This is a genomic window from Pseudidiomarina tainanensis (assembly GCF_900115255.1).
Classification (GTDB): domain Bacteria; phylum Pseudomonadota; class Gammaproteobacteria; order Enterobacterales; family Alteromonadaceae; genus Pseudidiomarina; species Pseudidiomarina tainanensis.
This window is the reverse complement of sequence record NZ_FOYU01000004.1, coordinates 110,781-129,259: the sequence shown is the minus strand read 5'-3', so window position 1 is coordinate 129,259 and position 18,479 is coordinate 110,781. Positions and strand designations below refer to the sequence as shown.

Below are 18,479 nucleotides of genomic sequence, written 5' to 3'. Positions count from 1 at the left end.
GATTAAATGCAAATAATTTATAGCCATATAAACAGACCAATTGCCACGGCAAGGCCAACAAATGGAACAACAACGGTTACGGCGGCCACTGGCCAATACGCCGCTTGGTGGGTCTCTTTACAAATACCGCGAATGGTCGTTACCACGTAGCCATTGTGCGGCAAGGAATCGAGCGCACCTGAAGAAATCGCCACAATCCGGTGAAGCTGATCTGGATTCACGCCAGCGTCAATATAATGTGGACCAAGCACAGGTAGCGCGATGGCTTGACCGCCCGACGCTGAACCAGTTAAACCAGCGATAACACTGACCGCAACCGCAGCACCAACCAGTTCATTGCCAGGCAGGCTTGTCATTAATGCGACAGCTTGCTCAAATGCTGGTGTGACTTTAGCGATGCTACCAAAGCCCACCACTGCTGCGGTATTACCGATTGCAACTAAAGCGCCGGTGGATGCTTCGGTTAATGCTTGCGATATACTTTGGAAGTATTTGTGGTTAATGATGGCAATCGCTAAAACCCCGCCAGAAAGCGCAATAATCAACGCATTTTGCTTGAGCTCTTCATGAAACATAAAGCTTAGTGCAAGCACCACGATTAATGGCACAAGACCGCTAATGGGGTTAGGTAGTTTACGCTCTAAGTTTTTCGGGTCATCGCTGCGCGCTTCAAAGCATTCACCATTCGCCACCGCGCGACGAATCAATCGACTCAGCCACCAATAACCAAACAGTGCCATTAAAATCGCAACAAACAGGCTGACTTCCCATGCCGCATAGGGCGAAGTGCCGAGGAACTCAATCGGAATCCAGTTTTGGATTTCTGGTGAGCCGGCTGACGTCATCGTAAATGTCACCGAGCCAAAGGCGAGTGCGGCTGGAATAAACCGACGTGGTAAATTGGCATCTTTAAATAGCGATAGCGCCATGGGATAAACAGAGAACGCAACGACAAAGACACTAACGCCACCGTAGGTCAAAATCGCACAAGCCAGAACCACTGCTAGCATCGCTTGCTTGCGACCGAGCTTTTCAATAATCCATTTAGCAACGCTGTCGGCGGCACCGGTGTCTTCCATGAATTTGCCGAAAATCGATCCGAGCAAAAACATGAAAAACCACGAGGCCACAAAGCCTGAAAATCCGCTCATATAAGCGCTGACGAAATTTAAATCACCCTGGAATAAGGGAACGTTGCTGCATAGTGCAACAAGCACAGCGCACAGTGGCGCGCTGATAAATAAGTTCATTCCTCGCAAAGTCAGAATGATGAGCAGGGCTAAGCCCCCAACAAGTCCTATCATGCTTAACATGCATTACCTCTTTGAAGGTTGGTTTCAGGAGTGCCATGACCTGAACTGCTGCATTGATGTGACGTATCATGCTGCAAGCGCACTTTTTTTTACATAGTACTAACGTACAGAATACAAAAGCAAAACTTTAGGCTAGGGTACTTAGGCCATGACAACAGTTTGCTTTCGTTGCACTGAAAATTATTAAAACAATTAGCACACAAAACAACTTAACAATCCGGGAGAACGACATCATGAGTCAACCCATTTTTCGCCGCTCATTACTTGCGATGACCATTGCTTCGGTAATGGCGATGCCAGCCTATGCGCAACAAGAACAGGCTAATGAAGATGAAATGCAAGGCCTTGAACGCATTGAAGTTACTGCACGTCGTAAAACTGAAAGCCTGCAAGAGGTTCCGGTATCGGTATCGTCATTTGGTGCGGGCGATCTGGAAGAAATTGGTGTTGAAGACATCACCGAATTGCAGCAGCGTATTCCTAACGCCACCATTCAAGTCAGTCGCGGTACCAACTCAACACTAACCGCATATATTCGTGGTGTCGGCCAACAAGACCCGCTCTGGGGTTTTGAACCAGGTGTTGGTGTTTATATTGATGATGTGTATGTTGCGCGTCCTCAAGGCGCCGTTTTAGAAGTGTTCGATATTGAACGTATTGAGGTACTACGTGGCCCACAAGGTACTTTGTACGGTAAAAACACCATTGGTGGTGCGTTAAAATACGTCACCAAAGAGCTGACTGGATATAACGAGTTATCAGTTCAGGGTGCCATTGGTAGTTACAACCAACGTGACCTGAAAATCTCTGGTCAAACTGCGTTAAGTGATAATTTCTTTGTCGGTGGCGCCATTGCCTCATTACAACGCGATGGTTTTGGTACTTTCTTAAACACCGGCGACGAGAACTACAACAAAGATTTACTGACCTACCGGTTATCGGCTAAGTGGTTGATCAACGAGAATATGGATTTGAAATTCTCTTACGACAACACTGAAGACGAATCAAACGCGAAAGGTGCACATCGTTTACTGACCAGTTCAGTGACCGGCCAAGAGCCACTTGATGATGTGTATGACTCAAACACTGCAATGCCAGTTGATAACTTGGTTGAAACCGAAGGATGGTCATTGGTTTATAACTGGGATATTAACGCCGAGTGGGGCTTTAAATCGGTTACCGCAAGTCGTGAAGGTTATACCAACACCAACATCGACTTTAACTCGACCGGTGAGCCAATCTTCATGGTTCCAGCTATCTATGAAGACGAGCAATTTACCCAAGAATTCCAAGTAAATTACAGCAACAACGACAACTTTGACTTTGTCGGTGGTGTGTACTTCTATGATGGTGAAGCTTGTGGTGTATTCGGAACCGTTCTACCAATGTACCTCGCTGCCTTAGGCGGTGTAACAGTTGATAATGGTGGTTGTGTACAAACCGACAGCTTTGCGGTGTTCGGTCAAGGTAACTATCAAATGACTGACGACCTGACGTTAACGGTCGGTGGTCGTTACACCAAAGATGAGAAAGAAGCAGATGTCTTCCGTTATACCTACTTAGGTGTGCACTACGTCAATACGGCCCCAGTGGACAGTTTTGGCGACCCATTTGCGGTGAACTCAGAGTTTACGACGAAAGCTGATTGGAGCCGATTCTCACCGCATGTTGCCTTAAACTATAAGGTTTCTGACGATGTCATGGTTTACGGTAGTTACAGCAATGGCTTTAAGTCAGGCGGCGTCGATATGCGTGCTGACCAGTCGTTGAACCCAACGATTAACGAGCCGTACGATCCAGAAATCGTTGATACCGTCGAGTTCGGGGTGAAGTCTGAGTTGTTGGACGGCCGTATGCGTCTGAACAGCGCCATCTTCTACTCTGATTATCAAGATATGCAAGTGACGGTACAGCGTGTTGTGCCAGCAGGTATTTCATCGCAAGTATTGAACGCCGGTGAGTCGACGGTGAAAGGTTTTGAGGTTGAATCAGTATTCGCGGCAACCGATACCTTGAACTTCACTGCTATGCTTGGCTATATCGATGCTGAATTCGATTCAGTTGTCTATGAAGAGCCGGCAACCGGTGAAACCACTGATGTAACCGATGCTTGGTCATTCCAAAATACACCAGAATTGACGTACAGCATTGGCTTTAATAAGTCATTCGAAATGGCGGGTGGTGAAATTGTATGGTCAGCAAACTATGCCTATCGTGATGACGTGCAAATGTTTGAAGCCCCGTCACCGCTTGACCAAGAAGGTTACGGTTTACTCAACACCAGCGTAGTGTGGTATTCGGCTAACGGCAACTGGACGGTTGGCGTACACGGCAAGAACCTAACTGACGAAGAATATCGTGTTGGTGGTTACAACTTCGGACCAACCTTCGGCGATGACGCAGTTGTCGGTTACTACGGTGATCCACGCACTGTTTCCCTGGCTGTGGGGTATAAGTTTTAATTTATCCCCACTTGGTGGTTACCTGTCGCAAATGGCAGGTAACCACTGACTTTTTTCATTGGACGCGCTAGCATGGATACTTTCGATAAACATTCCATAGGTTCAGGCATGGCGCGAGCAATCATTGCAGATGATCATCCATTATTTCGGGCAGCGTTAAAACAAGCATTACTTGAAACTCTGGTTGCCCCTATTCTCGAAGTCGCCTCATTTGAGCAGTTGTTGCAAGTTATTGAGCAAGAACCCCAAGTTGAACTTGTATTGTTAGATTTGACCATGCCAGGTAATCGCGGGCTAACCGGACTTACCTCCTTGCGTAGTCGTTACCCTGATATCTTGGTCGTTATAGTGTCGGCTAACGAACAATTGCAGACAATTCGTCAAGCCATGGCATTTGGTGCTAGTGCCTATATTCCAAAATCGATGCCGCTCGCTGAATTACAGCAAGCTGTTCACTGTGTGCTTGCGGGCGACACTTGGTTGCCGACGCATTTACGTGATGCAGTTGAAGCCGAACATCCAGAACAATATCTCGATTTTGCGCAGCGTCTTGAGCAGCTAACACCACAGCAATTTCGCGTGTTGGAATGTTTAGCTGATGGCTTGTTAAATAAGCAGATTGCTTATGAATTGAATGTGCAAGAGACAACGATTAAACAGCATGTGTCTGCCATTTTGCGCAAGCTAAACGTCATCAATCGAACCCAAGCTGGCATCCTCTTCAAACAAATGCTGAATGCCAGTGAATTTAGCGACGCAACAGACGTTTAACCAGCCGCTTTAACGCCGCCGTTTTGATTGGCTTCGGGGTAAACAGTGCCGACTTGGCAATAACCTGCTCACGCACTGTTTCATCGGGGTCAGCGGAGTTGATAATGGCAGGAATGGTCGCATTTTCATAGTGCTCGCGAACCGCTTCAAGTACCGCAATGCCGGTATCTTGCTCGTCCAAATGGTAGTCAAATACTAACAAGTCCGGCTCGTGTTCATGCCATGGCAATTGCGCGCGACTGGTTGCCACAACCACTCGGGCTCCCCAGTGCGTAAATAACTGTTCCATTGCTTGCAGCACTTGCGCATCATTATCGAGTAACCAAACGTTGGTATTTTCCAGAAATCGTTCAGCGCTCAATGTTTGCGGCGGTGCGACCCGTGGTATCGACTTTTGCCACGTCACATTATGTAGCGATAAGGTGAATACCGTACCTTTGCCAACCGTTGATTCTAATGAAAGTGGAATACCCAGTAGCCGACACATTCGCTCTACAATCGCTAATCCCAGCCCCAAACCTGGGTTATCTCCCGATTGGCTGACTTGATGAAACTCGCGGAATATTTTGTCGCGTTGATCCGCTGGTATGCCTCTACCGGTGTCATAAATTTTGAGTTGGACGCTATCACCGTGGCGTTTCAAACCGATCATAACTTTCCCTGAATCGGTGTAGCGCACCGCATTAGACAGAAGATTTTGAATGATACGGCTAATCATCTTCCGGTCAGTAAATAGCTGAGCGTGAGTTGCGACATAACGTATTTGAAGATTTTTTTCTGCCGCAATAATGCGTTGGCTATCAACCAGTGGTTGAATCACATCGTGCAAGGCGATTTGTTGTTTGTTGACCGGAAGGTTACCCGCTTCAAGTCGGGTCATTTCAAGCAGCATGGTCAGCAGTTCTTCTGCATTTTGTAATGATTGCTGTATTTGACGCGATAGCTTGGCCGCATCACCGTCAAGCCGTTGCGTTAGCATGTCGCAGAACAATGTTGCGGCATTAAATGGTTGCATCAAATCGTGACTAACCGCCGCAAAGAAACGCGACTTACTCTGATGCGCGCGCTCTTCTGCTTGTTTTGCTTCAACCAACTGAACGGTTCTATCGGCGACCCGTTGTTCCAACTCTAAATTTACTTTCTCAAGTGCGCGCTGCGCTTCAACGAGCTCCGTAATGTCGGTGTACGTCGTGACAAACCCGCCACCCGGCATTGGCGCACCCTGTAATTCAATCACATGTTGGCCTTGCTGGCGCTGGTAACGATAGGCGCTGCCTTGGCGTAGATAGTTTAAGCGCTTTTCAACTTCATCGTTTAAATCAGATTGTGAGTCCGTATTAATTAAGCCACGTTGCGCGTTGTAACGGAGGAGATCGGCTACCGGCATGCCAGCTTGCAGAAATCCTGATGGATATTCAAATACTTCAACGTAGCGGTGATTCCAAGCCACGAGGCGAAGGTCTTGGTCAATCACGCTAATTCCTTGCGGAATATTTTCGACTGAGGCCTGTAATAACTCACGATTGAATTTATAAAGCTGCGATGCCTCAGTGGCCCAAGTGACTACTTGCGCAATCGGTACCGAAGGTTGCTGGGTTACGGTATCGAGCAGGATACGGCTGGCGGCGCTACCAATGACCGCTGAGAGTTCACGTTCAATTCGGGCAAGCAATGAGCCAGGCACCAGCTCGTCAGCATTGTCGATAGTCAGACCGTGATTTAGGCGTTCGCTCAAACGCTCAAGCTCAACCGAATCGAAAAATCGTGCTAACAATTGGCGTAAGCGGCCCCAAGTGATGGGCTGATGCTGATAAAGCTCGGCATGACCACCCGTCGGGTCTGTGAACAAACGTCGTTGCTGTTGCTCGATAGTCGAAGATTTAGAAACGAATGAGGCAAACACGTATAGCGCTAAGTTAACGCCAAGGCTTACCAGTACCCCAAAACTTAATTCAGTATCGGATAGACCGCGGTTGAGTTGGACTGACGGCAGAAACAACAGCCATAGCCACAATGCGGTACCGGCGGCAATGCCAAAAGTGGCCCCCGTGTAGTTGCCGCGCTGCCAGATGATACCGCCGAGTAAAGCTGGCGCTAACTGTGCCAATAAAGCTAACGACAGGAGGCCGGCGTTGACTAATGGTAAATTCGCTTCGGTTAACTTGTGAAAGCCAAACGCCAGAATAATAATCAGTGCGATGGTGGTGCGCCGAATAGCTAAAATACGTTGCGAAGTAAATGACACATTACGTAATTTACGCTTGGTTGCCTTTAACCAAAATGGCATCACAACGTCGTTGGACATCATAATACTCAGAGCCAGCGTCGCGATGATAACCATACTGGTCGCCGAGGCAAGCCCACCAACAAAGGCAACGGCGGTAACCGCTGGTTGGTCGGCTTCTAACAGCAACGTAATCATGAACGTATCCGTTTGTGCCGCTTCGGGAACAAGTAACAAACCAGCCAGGGCAATTGGCAAAATGAACAAATTAATGGCAAATAAATACAGCGGAAATGCCCAGCGTGCGGCTCTTAGCTCTTCGGGATCGGTATTTTCGATGTAACTGACATGGAACTGGCGCGGTAAACAAAACATTGAAATGGCGCCCAGTAGAATATGCGTGACATACACAAAGGCGCCGTCATCGCGACCCGTTAGAACAGTGCTAATTTCGGCTGTTTGCGAAGCTTGAATGAACACATCGGCAACGCCATCGAACATGGCGTAACTCACGAATGCGCCAACGCCCATAAACGCTAGTAGCTTAACAATGGATTCAAATGCAACGGCGTCCATTAAGCCAGAATGCTGTTCGGCCAAGCTCATGCGTCGAGTACCGAATAATATTGCAAACATCATCATCGCCAGCGCCACGAGGGCCGCTACATCACCAAACCATGGCAACGGTTTTTCTGCCAGTCCAGTAACCGCCGCAAAGCTTCCGGTAACAGCGCGTAATTGCAGTGCAATGTAGGGCACGATACCAATCAGGGCAATCAGTGCCACAGTTACTGCAAGCGTGGGTGATTTGCCATAACGATGGCTAATAACATCAGCGATTGAGGTTAAGTTTTGCTGTTTACAGACGTGTAGTAGGCGCATTTGAATGCGGTGCGCAAATAAAAACACCAACATGGCGCCAATGTATGTCGGCGCAACCGACCAACCGTAATAAGCGGATTGCGTGATGGTGCCGTAAAACGCCCAAGTGGTGCAGTGAATACCTTGTGCAAGCGCATAACGATAGGGTTTGACTTGATTGGGAGGTTTGCGCTCACCGCGATACGCGATGCTGTATAAGATGGCGATATAAATAATTGCGATGAGTATAGCAAACCCAGTACTGAGCATGGTTAACGGTGCCCATCCTGATTCTCATGAAAGACTATGAGTGACCATTGCCAGCGAATCGCGCCTAAGCGTATTAATAATGTGGTGATGCCACCGATTAAAATGGCAAACAGTTGCGAGTATGGCTCAATTAGCACAAACACTGATGCACCAATGAGACAAGTTGTGGCATACAACTCACCTTTTAACACCATGGGGATATCGCGTGCGAGGACATCGCGTAGCATACCGCCAAAACAGGCCGTCATGGTGCCCATAATCACGCAGATGAGTGGTGAAAAACCTGCTTCAAAGGCTTTCAGGGCGCCCATCACGGTAAAAAACGAAACGCCCACCGCATCAGCGAGTAACAAGGTTTTTTGATGAATGTAATCTTTGTAGCGTAACCATAGAATAGTGACCAAAGCGGCAAGGGCAACGGTGTATAAGTAGTATGGATCGTATACCCAAAACACCGGCATATCTAAAATGAGATCACGAGTCGTGCCGCCGCCGATAGCTGTCACGGTTGCTAGAACGATGACGCCAAAGCCATCCATGTTTTTGCGAAACGCCAATAGGGTGCCAGACACCGCGAAAACGGCGACGCCTAAATGGTCAATCCAATAAAATAATGTGGTCAATTCCATGTTGTTATTGTGCTTCCTAATATGGTTCCTAACCGTTGCGCCTAACGAAATACTAGTTTACGTCAATTTACTCCCTATTTAAGCAGAAATTCGTTAGAATGCCCGCCATTCATTAAAAATTAGAAATTAGGGCTTGTTTGCAATATATTCAGCCCCATTTCTAACCTCAATAACTTAAAAATACAGTAAGGGGATATTCATGGATTTCTTAATTCCAACAGCGTACGCACAAGAAGCCGGAGCACCACAAGGTGGCGGTATGGAACTGGTTTTCATGCTGGTTATGTTCGGCTTGATTTTCTACTTCATGATTTACCGTCCACAAGCAAAACGTGTGAAAGCGCATAAAGAATTGGTATCAAGCATCAGCAAAGGTGATGAAGTACTGATGAACGGTGGTTTTGTTGGCCGTATCAGCAAAATTTCAGACGATAAAGACTTTATGGTGATCACAGTTGCCGAAGGTATGGAAGTAACAGTTCAGAAATCAGCGGTTACTGCAGTACTGCCAAAAGGTACGATGAAATCTCTGTAATAAGAGATAAGGATTTAACGTGTTAAATAAGTTTCCGTTGTGGAAGAACTTGATGGTGATCGCCGTACTGGCGATTGCCGCCTTGTACGCACTCCCTAATTTGTACGGTGAAGATTACGCCGTGCAAATCTCGGCAAGTCGTAATGCATCTGTAACGACAGATACGTTAGGGCGTGTTGAACAAACCCTTGAGCAATTGGACATCACGCCCAAGGGTGTCACACTTGAGAACGAGCAGATTTTGGTTCGCGTCAATTCTGATGTTGAACAATTGCAAGCTCGGGATGCGCTGTTAAAAGAGCTAGGTACCAACTATATCGTTGCTTTGAATCTAGCCCCGGCGACGCCAGACTGGTTGGCAGATATCGGTGCAGAGCCGATGAAACTCGGTCTTGATTTGCGCGGCGGTGTTCACTTCTTAATGGAAGTGGATATGCAAGAAGCAGTGCGTAAAATTCAAGACCAAATGCGTGACACCGTTCGCTCTGAATTGCGCGAAGAACGCATTCGTTCAACCAGTATTCGCCGTGACGATTCAGACGTTGTGGTCGAATTGCGCAGTGCCGAAGATTACGCCGCAGCGGAGCAGTACTTAGATAACCGTTACCCTGGATATACGCTCATTGAAGACGAAGCAACGCAAACGCTGCGTCTGCGTATGACTGAAGCAAAACTGAAAGAGACCCAAGATTACGCCATTTCACAAAACGTGACGATTCTTCGTAACCGTGTGAACGAGCTTGGTGTTGCCGAGCCTATCGTGCAGCGTCAAGGTGCTGAGCGCATTGTGGTTCAATTACCGGGTGTGCAAGATACAGCTCGCGCTAAGGAAATCTTGGGCGCAACAGCGACCCTCGAGTTCCGTTTGGTCGATGATGAAAATAGTTTGCGTGATGCCGAAATGGGTCGTGTGCCGTTTGGTTCAGAATTGTTTCCTAACCGTAACGGTGGTAACACCTTATTACGCGAAGACGTGATCTTAACGGGTGACCATATTGTTAATGCCACGTCAGGTTTTGACGAAAACCAGCGTCCCCAAGTGAGTATCTCACTCGATGGTGCTGGCGGCGACAAAATGTCGCTGGCGACACGTGACAACATTGGCAAACCGATGGCCACGTTGTTTATTGAATTTAAAGCAACTGGCGAGCGTGACGAGAACGATCGCATCGTGTTCGAACGTCACGCGGAAGTGATTAACGTTGCCACTATTCAAGCCCGCCTAGGTAGCAATTTCCGAATTACTGGTATCAGTTCGCAACAAGAAGCTCAGAACTTAGCGCTGTTACTGCGTGCCGGTGCTTTGATTGCACCAATCCAAATCGTAGAAGAACGAACTCTAGGTCCGAGTCTCGGTAAAGAGAATATCGCCTTGGGAACACAAGCCATATTATGGGGCTTTATCCTCGTTATCTTCTTTATGGTGCTGTATTACAAGAAGTTTGGTCTGGTTGCGAACCTTGCTCTAACGGCTAACCTAGTTCTTATTGTTGGCGTTATGTCCATGATCCCTGGCGCCACGCTTACCTTGCCAGGTATGGCCGGTATTGTTTTGACTGTTGGTATGGCGGTTGATGCGAACGTACTCATATTTGAGCGTATTCGCGAGGAAATTCGTGACAAACGAAGTCCGCAACAAGCCATTCATCATGGTTATGACAGCGCATTTTCGACTATTATGGATGCCAACATCACCACGTTGATTGTTGCAATTATCTTGTTTGCGGTGGGTACAGGGCCAGTTAAAGGCTTTGCGGTAACCCTCGCAATCGGCATTATCACCTCGATGTTTACCGCAATTGTCGGTACCCGTGCAGTTATAAACGCTGTTTGGGGTGGCAAGCGCATCGATAAATTGTCGGTATAAGGGGTACTGTTATGCATGAGATTATTAAGACAAATAAAACGATACCATTCATGCGCTATCGTCTTGGCGCATGGTTTATTAGTGGCTTATTGATTATCGCGTCTATCGTGAGTTTGAGCGTGAACCAGTTGAACTGGGGGCTTGATTTCACCGGTGGTACCGTGATTGAAGTTGGCTACGAAACCGCCGCTGATTTGCCAGCAGTGCGCCAAACACTAGACGCCAATGGGTTCGGTGGCGCCGTTGTACAAAACTTCGGTACACAACAAGATGTATTGATTCGTATCGAGCCGCGTGAAGGCGTTAAAGCACAAGAGCTAGGTAATCAAATCTTATCTTTGCTACAAGCCGAATCTGACGGTCAAGTGGAAATGCGTCGGATCGAGTTCGTTGGGCCGCAAGTAGGTGACGAATTGACGGAACAGGGCGGCTTAGCAATGTTAACGGCGCTGATCTGTATCCTCATTTATATTGCTTTGCGCTTTGAATGGCGACTTGCTCTCGGTGCTGTAGGCGCATTGGCACACGATGTCATCATCACCCTAGGCTTGTTCTCAGTTCTCGGGCTTGAGTTCGATTTGACGGTATTGGCAGCGTTGCTCGCGGTGATTGGTTATTCAATTAACGATACCGTGGTGGTATGTGACCGAATTCGTGAAAACTTCCGTAAGTACCACAAAGGTACCTCGCAGGAGATTATTGACGGTGCCTTAACAGATACGATGAGCCGGACGGTGATCACGTCGTTAACCACGATTTTAGTATTGATGGCACTATTTTTCTTAGGCGGCCAGTTAATCCACGGTTTTGCGACAGCGTTATTGTTTGGTGTCATCATTGGTACCTATTCATCAATCTATATTGCCAGCTCATTAGCGCTTGCGCTTGGTGTCAGTCGTGAAGACTTAATGCCGTCAGAGGTGGAAAAAGAGGGTGAAGATTTAGACCCGATGCCATAGGGCTAAAGTCACAAATAAACGGAGATAACGATGCTAGTAGTCATATCGCCAGCAAAGAACTTAGATTACGACAGTCCATTGCCAACCGCTGAACATTCGCAGCCGCGCATGTTAGAACGGGCGCAGGAACTGGTGGATCGGTGCCAAGCGCTATCTCCGATGCAGTTAAGCGAATTAATGAAAATTAGCGATAAGTTGGCAGGTCTCAATGCTGCTCGGTTCGCCGAGTGGCATACGCCCTTTACGCCAAACAATGCGCGTCCTGCTATTTATGCATTTGACGGTGATGTATACAGTGGTTTAGCCGCAGAAAAGTTATCTGCTGAATCAATTGCCTATGCTCAGGAACATTTACGCATATTGTCAGGTCTATATGGTGTATTGAGGCCACTCGACTTAATGCAGCCTTACCGATTAGAGATGGGCACCAAGCTCGACACGTCGCGTGGACGTAATTTGTATGAGTTTTGGGGCGATGAAATTACTGACATGCTCAATGAAGATTTAGAGACGATCGATTCAGAGCTGGTCATTAATTTAGCGTCACACGAATACTTCTCAAGCGTGCAAACAAAACGTTTGAAAGCGCAAATTGTGACCCCAGTGTTCAAGGACGAGAAAAACGGTGAGTACAAGGTTATTAGCTTTTGGGCTAAAAAAGCACGCGGCATGATGGCGCGCTATATTATGACCGAACAGCCGAAGTCAGTGGCAGAACTGCGCCAGTTCAACGCCGGTGGTTATCGATTTAACGCCGATGAATCTACCGATAGTGAATTGGTTTTTTATCGAGCTGAGCGCGATCAGAAATAATCGAGCAAGGGGCAAATAATGAGAGATTTTGGGCAAGATCCATCACCGGCAGCAACAACCACCACCAATAAAGGTAAGTTGATTATCAGTGTTATTGTGTTACTCGCAATAGCAATTGCTGTGGTGTTCTATCTTGCCAAGCAACAGGAGCAAGCGGCGAAGCCAGAAATCAAGCAACCTGCGCCAGTTGTTCAAGAGTCTCAACAACCAGAGCCCGAAGCTGAACCCGAAACCTCGCCAGAAATTGATGAGCCGGTGCCTGAAATTAGCGAAACAGTTGAACTAGAGCCTGAACCTGAGCCGAAAGTACCGTTGCCAGACATGGCCAATAGCACCACGGCAGTGTTAGATGAACTGAAAGCTGCAGAGCAAAACGTTGAGCCTATCACTGGTCAGCAACTGATTCGCGATACCGTTGTGTTTGTCGATAACTTGCGCCAGGGGTTAGTGATTCGCGAGAAAGCTGTTATTGCAGGCCCTACCGCGTCATTCCGAGTGCTCGAACAAAACGGCAAAATTTATATCGACCCGCGTAGCTATGATCGCTACAACCCAATGGTTGACTGGTTTGTTAGTTTAGATACAGATGTGTTGGTGTCGATGTTTGAACGCTATCAACCGCTGGTGAAGCAAGCCCTTGGTGAAATTGGTTACCCCGACCAAGATCCAAACCAGATGTTGTTAGAAGCGATTAACGTGTTGCTGGAAACTCCGTCGGTTGGAACCGTTATCGAATTAAATGATGATAGCGTCATGTATCGCTATGCCGACCCGACCTTGGAAGCATTGCCAGCAGCACAGAAGCAAATGTTACGTACCGGTCCAGATAATATTCGCCGTATCAAATTGAAACTTGAAGCGATTCAAGACGCATTAATGCAGTAAGCAACCATGACACAATCTTATCCTGAGCCCATACCGGATAACGTTAAAGGGGCATTTCCGTTACGCGGGAATGCCTTTAGTCGTTGGGTTGGTCGTGTTGGCTTGCGTTTGTTGGGTGGCTGGCGTGTCGTTGGCGATTTGCCGCATGTGAAAAAGGCGATTATACCGGTTGCACCGCATACCTCGAATTGGGATTTCTTTATTGGTGTTTTTGCCATGTTGGCACTTGGCCTGAACTTAAGTTACCTCGGCAAACACACCATTTTTCGTTTCCCAGTAAATGGCTTATTGCGTTGGCTGGGTGGAATTCCTGTTGATAGACGAGCAGCCAGCGGCGTCGTTGAGCAAATGGTGGCGCAGTTTAACCAACGCGACCACTTAATCTTAGCGTTGTCACCAGAGGGAACACGCAAGAAAGTCGCCGAGTGGAAAAAAGGTTTTCTACACATCGCGCAGGCGGCGCAGGTGCCGGTGGTGCCGATTGCTCTCGATTTCTCAAAGAAGGTCGTGGAGATTACTCCACCGTTTATGATCACCGGTTCAATTGATGATGAGTTGCAACGAGTTAAAGATGCTCTGGCTCATGCAGTAGGAAAATATCCAGAACATGCCTGATTGGCAAAATTGTGCTATTATCCCGCCGATTTTTAGAAAAGGATCCAACCATGAACGTCATTGAAGGCGGAATTGCCGCCCCAGGTAAGAAATTTGCGATTGTTGTTTCTCGGTTCAATCACTTTGTGGTTGATAGCCTGCTCGAAGGCGCATTAACAACGCTGAAGCACTATGGCCAAGTCAATGCTGACGATATTACGGTCGTGCGAGTTCCTGGCGCTTACGAGATTCCACTGACTGCAAAAAAATTAGCTAAATCAGGTCGCTATGATGCGATTATTGCTGTTGGCGCAGTGATCCGTGGCGGTACACCGCATTTTGATTTCGTTGCTGGTGAAAGCAATAGTGGATTAGGTCGTGTGGCACTGGAGCACGAGATTCCAGTCGCGTTTGGTATTATTACCACCGACAGCATTGAACAAGCTATTGAGCGCAGTGGCACAAAAGCCGGAAACAAAGGCTCTGAAGCTGCTTTGAGTGCGCTCGAAATGGTTAATGTTCTGAGTCAAATTTAAGAGAGTTATTCATGAAACCAGCTGCACGCCGTAAGGCAAGAAAGCTCGCCGTTCAGGCAATATATTCATGGCAGTTGTCACAAAATAGCATGAGTGACATTGAAGCCCAGTTTTTAACCGATAATGACACCAGTAAAGTAGATGTTGATTACTTTTTGGCGTTAGTACGCGGTGTTGCTGGGCAATCATCAACTTTAGATGAAGCTCTTGAACCATTTTTAGACCGTCCGCTCAAAGATCTCGACCAAGTAGAACGCGCCGTGCTGCGTTTAGCTGCGTATGAGTTGCGTGAGCGCTTGGATGTGCCATACAAAGTTGCTATCAACGAAGCGATTGAATTAGCGAAATCGTTTGGCGCTGATGATAGCCATCGTTTTGTAAATGGTGTTCTTGATAAAGCTATCGACTCACTCCGCGCTGCTCGTCAGTAAGCGTTATTGCTATGGCCTTTGGCGAATTTGATCTGATTGAAACCTATTTCACACATCGTCTACCGCAACGTGACGATGTTGATTTAGGTATTGGTGACGACGGCGCAATTGCGCGGGTTCCTGAAAATAGTGAACTGGTGATTGTTACCGACACCATGGTTGAGGGCGTGCATTTTGATCGCGATACCCCGGCTCGCGCACTAGGCCATAAAGTCGTTGCGGTGAATCTTAGTGATTTAGCAGCAATGGGGGCAGAACCCGCATGGATCAGCCTCGCTATTACGTTACCGGAAATCAACGATGACTGGTTAACCGGCTTTGCGCATGGTTTACGTGAAATCTGCGACTACTACAATTGCCAACTCATTGGTGGCGATACCACACAAGGTCCACTATCAGTAACGATCACCGCCCACGGTTTTGTGCCAACAGGCAAAGCGTTACGTCGCAGTGGTGCGAAGCCAGGCGATTGGATTTACGTGAGCGGCACCTTAGGTGATGCTGGGTTAGCTTTAGCTGCTCGCCAACATCGCCAGCAGTTAAGCCCAGATTATCAACGTAAACTCACTGAACGCCTGTATTTCCCATCACCGCGTGTCGCCTTGGGTCAATCATTGCGTGGAATAGCCAGTAGTGCTATCGACGTATCAGACGGATTACTCGCCGACTTGCGCCATATTCTCAAAGCATCGCATGTTGGTGCACGTTTAAGTGTCGACGAAGTGCCTTTATCGTTGGCCTTAACGGAGAGCCTCACCGAGGAGCAAGCGCTGATTTACGCTTTAACGAGTGGCGATGATTACGAATTGTTGTTTACCGTGCCAGAAGCCCAGCGGGGCTTGTTTGATACGGTGACTGCACATAGCCCAAGCAAACCTGTATGCATAGGACGGGTAACCAATGAAGCCGAGGTGGTGCAGTTATTCCATGACGACGAACCTTGGCAACTCCCTGATATAACGCCAGGTTTCGAACATTTTCGTTCGCCTGCTGATTCATCCGCAGAGTAAATGATGAAGCGTTTATTGTTGCATCCAGTTCACTGCTTGGCGTTTGGTTTTGGCAGTGGGCTTGCGGCAAAAGCGCCGGGAACCTTTGGCACGTTAGCAGCAATTCCAATTGTTTATGCCATGCAATTGACCGGTTTACTCACCTACAGTGTTATTACCATTATCGCAGCCATCGCAGGCTTTTGGATTTGTGGTTACACCGCGAAAACATTAGGCGTGCATGACCATCCTGCGATTGTTTGGGATGAAATTGCTGGCTATATGATTGCAATGATTGCATTGCCATTCACGTGGTACAACGTTTTGGCGGCATTCGCACTGTTTCGCTTTTTTGATATCGTCAAGCCAGGACCTATCGGTTGGTGCGATCGAAACTTAAAGGGCGGGGCAGGCATTATGGTGGACGACTTGCTGGCCGGAGTGGCCAGCGCCGTTGTTTTACATGCGGTTCATGCGATCTTTAATTTGAGCTTCTAACCCTGCGGCATCGAGTTTTAACTCCGCACGGATTTCTTCTTGGCTACCGTGTTTAATAAACTCGTCAGGTAAGCCAAGATGAAGCATTTGCACTGTCTTACCTTGTTGCGCCAAGTATTCACTGACGGCGCTGCCAGCACCACCAGCAATCACGTTTTCCTCAACACTCACCAATAAATCGTGCTCAGCGGCGAGCGAATCGATTAGGCTAGCATCCAGCGGCTTCACAAAACGCATATCAGCCACGCTCGCATTCAGTGCCTCAGCACAACTCATTACCTCGGTAAGCAATGTGCCGAAGTTAAGAATCGCGATCTTTTTGCCTTCGCGAACTAAGCGGCCTTTGCCGATCTCAAGTTTTTGCATATGCTCATCCATGCTCACACCTGTGCCATTACCGCGTGGATAACGGACGGCTGCAGGCCCTTGATGCACATGGCCGGTGAAGAGCATATTACGACACTCGTTTTCATCGCTCGGTGTCATGATGACGATGTTTGGCACACAGCGCATGTAACTGATATCGAACGCGCCTTGATGGGTTGGACCATCGGCCCCGACAATACCAGCTCGATCAATCGCAAATAGCACCGGTAAATTCTGTAGCGCCACATCGTGAATGAATTGATCGTAACCACGCTGTAAAAACGTTGAATAGATCGCAACTACTGGGTGATAGCCACCGATCGCCAAGCCGGCACCAAAGGTCACCGCATGTTGTTCAGCGATGGCAACATCAAAGTATTGTTGCGGAAACTTCTGCGAAAACTCGACCATACCTGAGCCTTCACGCATGGCTGGTGTTACAGCCATAAGTTTCTCATCAACCGCCGCCATTTCGCAAAGCCAATCACCAAAAACTTTGGAATAGGAAGGCGTAGCGGCCTTTTTGCTGGGTAATGACGTTTGCGACGGATCAAATTTAGGCACACCGTGGTAACCAATTGGATCTTTTTCAGCCGGTGCGTAGCCCTTACCTTTGCGCGTCACAATGTGCAAAAACTGTGGGCCCTTCAAATTACGCATATTGCGCAGGGTATCAACCAACAGGTTCACATCATGACCATCAATCGGGCCAATATAATTAAAACCGAGCTCTTCAAAGATCGTGCCCGGCGCAACCATGCCTTTCATATGCTCTTCGGCGCGGCTGGCAAGGTGAGAAATACCTGGCATGCCTTGTAGCAGTTTTTTACCGCCTTCGCGAATGGAGGTATATACCTTGCCCGATAATACGCGCGCCAAATGGTTATTCAATGCGCCAACATTTTCCGAAATCGACATGTCGTTGTCGTTCAGAATAACCAACATGTCCGGTTTGATATCACCCGCGTGATTCAAGGCTTCGAAAGCCATGCCCGCGGTAATCGCACCATCGCCAATAATCGAAACAACTTTTTGCTGGGTATTGTTGCGTTGTGCAGCAATGGCCATGCCTAAAGCAGCGCTAATTGAGGTACTCGAATGGCCGACGCTGAGTGTGTCGTATTCACTTTCTGGACGCCATGGGAACGGGTGTAAGCCGTCTTTCTGACGAATGGTATGCAGTTGGTCTTTACGGCCAGTGAGAATCTTGTGTGGGTAGGCTTGATGGCCAACATCCCATACGAGTTGATCATGCGGTGTCGAGTAAACGTAGTGTAGCGCCACCGTCAGCTCAACGGTGCCTAACCCTGAGGCAAGGTGACCACTGCTTTGGCTTACTGAGTTTAATAGAAACTCGCGCACTTCGGCACAGAGCTGCGGCAACTGACGTTCGTTTAACAAACGTAAGTCGGCAGGTGTATTGATGCTGTCCAACAAAGCTGTTGAAGCGGCTGAGTGACTACTTGATGACGACAT

16 protein-coding genes are annotated in these 18,479 nt (G+C 47.9%); 12 read left to right on the top strand and 4 right to left on the bottom strand.

What is annotated here, in order from left to right; all coding sequences use genetic code 11:
- Positions 1–17: 17 nt before the first annotated feature.
- A complete protein-coding gene (locus BM292_RS10805) occupies positions 18–1,313 on the bottom strand; it encodes a GntP family permease (protein WP_092858458.1) in 1,296 nt (431 codons plus the stop codon).
- A 233-nt stretch (positions 1,314–1,546) separates the two neighbouring features.
- Between BM292_RS10805 and BM292_RS10800 the strand changes: the two genes are divergently transcribed.
- Both BM292_RS10800 and BM292_RS10795 read left to right on the top strand, forming a co-directional pair.
- On the top strand, positions 1,547–3,775 hold the full coding sequence (locus BM292_RS10800) for a TonB-dependent receptor (protein ID WP_092858456.1): 2,229 nt from the start codon (positions 1,547–1,549) through the stop codon (positions 3,773–3,775).
- A gap of 72 nt (positions 3,776–3,847) precedes the next feature.
- Entirely contained in the window at positions 3,848–4,546 is a 699-nt protein-coding gene (locus BM292_RS10795; RefSeq protein ID WP_233340254.1) for a response regulator, read from the top strand.
- Here BM292_RS10795 and BM292_RS10790 read toward each other — a convergent pair.
- Both BM292_RS10790 and BM292_RS10785 read right to left on the bottom strand, forming a co-directional pair.
- Positions 4,524–7,901, bottom strand: coding sequence for a hybrid sensor histidine kinase/response regulator (locus BM292_RS10790; RefSeq protein WP_092858452.1), 3,378 nt, complete (start codon positions 7,899–7,901; stop codon positions 4,524–4,526). The genes BM292_RS10795 and BM292_RS10790 overlap by 23 nt on opposite strands.
- Before the next feature lie 2 nt (positions 7,902–7,903).
- Complete coding sequence (locus tag BM292_RS10785; RefSeq protein ID WP_177203842.1) at positions 7,904–8,524, bottom strand: trimeric intracellular cation channel family protein; 621 nt, start codon at positions 8,522–8,524, stop codon at positions 7,904–7,906.
- Between the two features lie 205 nt (positions 8,525–8,729).
- Here BM292_RS10785 and yajC point away from each other — a divergent pair, with 205 nt between their 5' ends.
- From yajC to BM292_RS10735, 10 genes are read left to right on the top strand one after another with little or no spacing between them, the layout of a single operon-like run.
- On the top strand, positions 8,730–9,065 hold the full coding sequence (gene yajC / locus BM292_RS10780) for a preprotein translocase subunit YajC (protein ID WP_092858448.1): 336 nt from the start codon (positions 8,730–8,732) through the stop codon (positions 9,063–9,065).
- Positions 9,066–9,084: 19 nt separating this feature from the next.
- Positions 9,085–10,932 carry a protein translocase subunit SecD gene (secD, locus tag BM292_RS10775; RefSeq protein WP_092858446.1) on the top strand — a complete coding sequence of 616 codons (1,848 nt, stop codon included), beginning with the start codon at positions 9,085–9,087 and terminating at the stop codon, positions 10,930–10,932.
- Positions 10,933–10,943: 11 nt separating this feature from the next.
- Complete coding sequence (secF, locus tag BM292_RS10770; protein ID WP_092858444.1) at positions 10,944–11,891, top strand: protein translocase subunit SecF; 948 nt, start codon at positions 10,944–10,946, stop codon at positions 11,889–11,891.
- 30 nt (positions 11,892–11,921) lie between these two features.
- Positions 11,922–12,704: a peroxide stress protein YaaA gene (gene yaaA, locus BM292_RS10765; protein WP_092858442.1), complete on the top strand. Its 783-nt coding sequence runs from the start codon at positions 11,922–11,924 to the stop codon at positions 12,702–12,704.
- 18 nt (positions 12,705–12,722) lie between these two features.
- Positions 12,723–13,589 carry a DUF3014 domain-containing protein gene (locus BM292_RS10760; RefSeq protein WP_092858440.1) on the top strand — a complete coding sequence of 289 codons (867 nt, stop codon included), beginning with the start codon at positions 12,723–12,725 and terminating at the stop codon, positions 13,587–13,589.
- A gap of 6 nt (positions 13,590–13,595) precedes the next feature.
- Positions 13,596–14,204 (top strand): lysophospholipid acyltransferase family protein, encoded by a 609-nt coding sequence (locus tag BM292_RS10755; protein ID WP_092858438.1) that lies wholly within the window; start codon positions 13,596–13,598, stop codon positions 14,202–14,204.
- Between the two features lie 50 nt (positions 14,205–14,254).
- The gene (ribH, locus tag BM292_RS10750) at positions 14,255–14,719 is read left to right on the top strand and encodes a 6,7-dimethyl-8-ribityllumazine synthase (protein WP_092858436.1); all 465 of its coding nucleotides are present in this window, start codon (positions 14,255–14,257) and stop codon (positions 14,717–14,719) included.
- Between the two features lie 11 nt (positions 14,720–14,730).
- Positions 14,731–15,150 (top strand): transcription antitermination factor NusB, encoded by a 420-nt coding sequence (nusB, locus tag BM292_RS10745; protein WP_092858434.1) that lies wholly within the window; start codon positions 14,731–14,733, stop codon positions 15,148–15,150.
- An 11-nt stretch (positions 15,151–15,161) separates the two neighbouring features.
- A complete protein-coding gene (gene thiL, locus BM292_RS10740; protein WP_092858432.1) occupies positions 15,162–16,160 on the top strand; it encodes a thiamine-phosphate kinase in 999 nt (332 codons plus the stop codon).
- A complete protein-coding gene (locus BM292_RS10735) occupies positions 16,161–16,637 on the top strand; it encodes a phosphatidylglycerophosphatase A family protein (protein ID WP_092858430.1) in 477 nt (158 codons plus the stop codon). It abuts the gene before it with no gap.
- Here BM292_RS10735 and dxs read toward each other — a convergent pair.
- Entirely contained in the window at positions 16,599–18,479 is a 1,881-nt protein-coding gene (dxs, locus tag BM292_RS10730) for a 1-deoxy-D-xylulose-5-phosphate synthase (protein ID WP_092858428.1), read from the bottom strand. The genes BM292_RS10735 and dxs overlap by 39 nt on opposite strands.

Coding starts and splice junctions, on each gene's coding strand:
- BM292_RS10760 (WP_092858440.1), top strand. CDS start 12,723: ATGAGAGATTTTGGGCAAGATCCATCACCGGCAGCAACAACCACCACC.
- BM292_RS10755 (WP_092858438.1), top strand. CDS start 13,596: ATGACACAATCTTATCCTGAGCCCATACCGGATAACGTTAAAGGGGCA.
- yaaA (WP_092858442.1), top strand. CDS start 11,922: ATGCTAGTAGTCATATCGCCAGCAAAGAACTTAGATTACGACAGTCCA.
- BM292_RS10790 (WP_092858452.1), bottom strand. CDS start 7,901: ATGCTCAGTACTGGGTTTGCTATACTCATCGCAATTATTTATATCGCC.
- ribH (WP_092858436.1), top strand. CDS start 14,255: ATGAACGTCATTGAAGGCGGAATTGCCGCCCCAGGTAAGAAATTTGCG.
- yajC (WP_092858448.1), top strand. CDS start 8,730: ATGGATTTCTTAATTCCAACAGCGTACGCACAAGAAGCCGGAGCACCA.
- BM292_RS10735 (WP_092858430.1), top strand. CDS start 16,161: ATGATGAAGCGTTTATTGTTGCATCCAGTTCACTGCTTGGCGTTTGGT.
- thiL (WP_092858432.1), top strand. CDS start 15,162: ATGGCCTTTGGCGAATTTGATCTGATTGAAACCTATTTCACACATCGT.
- secF (WP_092858444.1), top strand. CDS start 10,944: ATGCATGAGATTATTAAGACAAATAAAACGATACCATTCATGCGCTAT.
- BM292_RS10795 (WP_233340254.1), top strand. CDS start 3,848: ATGGATACTTTCGATAAACATTCCATAGGTTCAGGCATGGCGCGAGCA.
- nusB (WP_092858434.1), top strand. CDS start 14,731: ATGAAACCAGCTGCACGCCGTAAGGCAAGAAAGCTCGCCGTTCAGGCA.
- dxs (WP_092858428.1), bottom strand. CDS start 18,479: ATGTCGTCATCAAGTAGTCACTCAGCCGCTTCAACAGCTTTGTTGGAC.
- BM292_RS10805 (WP_092858458.1), bottom strand. CDS start 1,313: ATGTTAAGCATGATAGGACTTGTTGGGGGCTTAGCCCTGCTCATCATT.
- BM292_RS10800 (WP_092858456.1), top strand. CDS start 1,547: ATGAGTCAACCCATTTTTCGCCGCTCATTACTTGCGATGACCATTGCT.